Below are 2,727 nucleotides of genomic sequence, written 5' to 3' on the forward strand. Positions count from 1 at the left end.
TGTAACGTTTTTTCATTTTGAGATCTCCATTGTCTCCAGTTTATTGGAAATCTCATCAAAGTCATGGTGTTAATTTTGGGGGAAAGGTCAGGTTCATCAGCCAAGAGCATTGAACCTCAGAGATGGAAAGTTCAAGAAAGAAGCGATTGAAGCGCTAGAGGCTAATAATATACCTGAACTTATAAGTGTTTTTGCTGAAGAGTTAGAAAAAGAAGGTAGCGCTATCATTCATGGTGCTGTTAATGGAATTCCAAGCCCGTCTAATGGCGAACTTGGATTTCTTACGAAAAGAGCAGGTTTCACCTTTGCTGTGTATGCTCGCAAAACAGGCCGCGTAAATGTGAGAGTTGTTGATTTTGATGAATCTGTCTCGGCATCGACTGTCGAAAAGTTGTTACACCCCCGCCAGGAAGACGAGAAAAAGTACAATGGACCTCGCTTCTATGCTCTACCAGGCAATGCTGATAGCTACCGTGATAAAGAGACTGCAAAGGCAAAGCTTTATGAGTTTATTTCGATGGTGGAGAACTGAGCTTGTGATTACTTGTACTAGCTCAGAGCAAGTCTGAGCTAGTACAGCTTACTTAATGTCGTCTTTTTCGCTCTTTATCACTGTTATGAAGAATGTGTACCATTACAGCCATCATGTATTCTCTATCTTTTCTGGTCCTATTAAACCCATAAGGAAGGGTGTTAGATGGGTAACGTTTAGCCATAACCTTCTCCGCCCTGTCTGACTCAACAAAAATACCAAAATTTTCTTTTTGAAGAGGTGCCTCAAGTTCAACAAATACTGCGTAGTAGGCCGCCTTTTTAATATCAAACTTGTAATCCGAAATATCTTCTGTGTCCACTACAGAATTATCCGTTATTTCGTTGGCAGCAGTCCTGTAATAGGCTTCTAGAGAATCAAAGTATGGTTCTTGAATAGAGGACATAAATTGCTCTGAATCTTCTGGGTCGAAAGGTGTGTTTTTGGCGTCTTCTATCGTCTTAAGCCATCGTTGTTCGGTAGCTTCTATCATCCTGAATTCATTTTTTAACCCGTCTAATGACTTCCTGCCAATATTGTTGTCACGGTTGAATTGTGTATAAGCATTTTTAAACTCACGCTTCTTCTCTTTGATTTTGTTTTTTAAAGATGTTTTATCATTTCTACCTTTCCCTTCTGTTATATCTATAAAATTGTGATATTTATCTACATAATTGGATGCTAACAGCCCTAGTTGAGGTAACTGTTCGCGCCATGCTCCCGCTATTGTCCACGCGTAGCATTTATTGAAAGAAGATGCTCGATCTATGACATACTTACCTTTGATATCCCTGCACTGCCCTGATCTCTTGTCTACTTTAAGACTTTGAAATCTCAAGTATTGAATTGTCCCTGGACGTTTTGTCAGTAGTTTAGGGTTGCTGTGCTTAGCCGAAATGATTTCATTGGCTTTTAACATAAACTCATCGTCGAGTGATAAAAGTTCTGCACGTAAGAGGTCGTATTTATCCTGGAGTTCAGCAAGTTCCTTCTCAATGGGTAGCAAGGATTGAGTGTAGTTACTTTGCACTTCCTTATACTTTCTCACAAAGTTCATGTCTCTGATGTACGCATCTGACATTTTTATGTGCATTTCAGCATTACTCTTTTTGTTTACGTCAAAGAGCTCCTTAATTTGTTTGTAATTCAACTTAAGTAATTCAATTCTGTCATTAATGATGCTCGAGTTACCAACTTCAGGGGAGAATGATGATTTTGTAGTGCTCTCAAGCGCTTCAACCAACTCTTCAGTTGTTCTGGGGACTCCAGAACGAATGATGGAGTTGGTGTAATTGGTGATCGAAGTGTCAATGGCAAATACTTTCCCTTGAGTAATTAAATCGCCATGGGCCTCTTTCATGACAACGCCATCAGCAACGGTGACTTCAGTTGCATTGGCATTAAAGGTTAATGAGCAAATAAGAATCAATTGGGATATATGGTGGTATGAGTTGTTCATTGTGATCCCCTCTCAATATCGGGGGTGGTATTAGGTCTCAATTCTATAGAAGGTATGGTTAAAACTGTCAAATACAGAATTTGTCCACTTTGAATCGCCACCTATTTCCTAGACACCTTTCAGCTAGATAAACTAACTAAAAATCGAGGTGCTTATGAGCGGTAGACGTTACCCTGATGAATTCAAATTGGAAGTAGTCAAACAAGAGGTTGATCGCGTCCACTAAATTATTCATCTGAATTGGCTGCCCTATTATGTCGTCTAAATAGCCAGTAGCTTAGTTGTTGGGTGGTAAACCAAGTTTGGGCTTGTCTAAGCTCGCTGTTTAGTCTGATCTAACCAGACCAAATTGAATTTGATATAATGGCTTAAACGCAAGCGAAGTATCTTCTTATGAACATTCTTTTCTTATGCACAGCCAATATCCAACGCAGCAAAACAGCCGAAGAGTTATTTAGCGCTGCCGATGGTATTAACGAATATCGCTCAGCTGGGCTAAGTGCTAAGTATGTTGCTAAGGCTGGCTCTCGCTTATGTAGTGAAGAGCTATTGCAATGGGCTGATAGAATCTATGTGTTTGAAGCAAAACATATCGAGCGTATTCGAGAGTACACTGGTGAAGTTTACTTAGCTAAGATCACCAACCTGGATATCCCTGATAACTATCAATACTTCCAACGTGAGCTGGTGTTACTTTTGTTAGAGCGTTTGCCACTTAGGGAGCTAATAAAAGGGA

At 39.9% G+C, this 2,727-nt stretch carries 3 protein-coding genes; 2 read left to right on the forward strand and 1 reads right to left on the reverse strand.

Annotated elements, in window-relative coordinates:
* Positions 1-109: 109 nt before the first annotated feature.
* Positions 110-532 carry a hypothetical protein gene (locus C2M36_RS02505; protein ID WP_105253560.1) on the forward strand — a complete coding sequence of 141 codons (423 nt, stop codon included), beginning with the start codon at positions 110-112 and terminating at the stop codon, positions 530-532.
* Between the two features lie 52 nt (positions 533-584).
* Here the strand turns inward: C2M36_RS02505 and C2M36_RS02510 are convergent, their stop codons facing one another.
* Positions 585-1,991, reverse strand: a complete 1,407-nt coding sequence (locus tag C2M36_RS02510; protein ID WP_105253561.1) for a hypothetical protein — start codon at positions 1,989-1,991, stop codon at positions 585-587.
* A 393-nt stretch (positions 1,992-2,384) separates the two neighbouring features.
* Here C2M36_RS02510 and C2M36_RS02515 point away from each other — a divergent pair.
* Positions 2,385-2,727: phosphotyrosine protein phosphatase (locus C2M36_RS02515; protein WP_105253562.1), on the forward strand; the 343-nt coding region annotated here is incomplete at its 3' end.

Origin of the sequence: Pseudoalteromonas sp. T1lg75 (assembly GCF_002964705.1) — a bacterium.
In the GTDB taxonomy this organism is placed as follows: domain Bacteria; phylum Pseudomonadota; class Gammaproteobacteria; order Enterobacterales; family Alteromonadaceae; genus Pseudoalteromonas.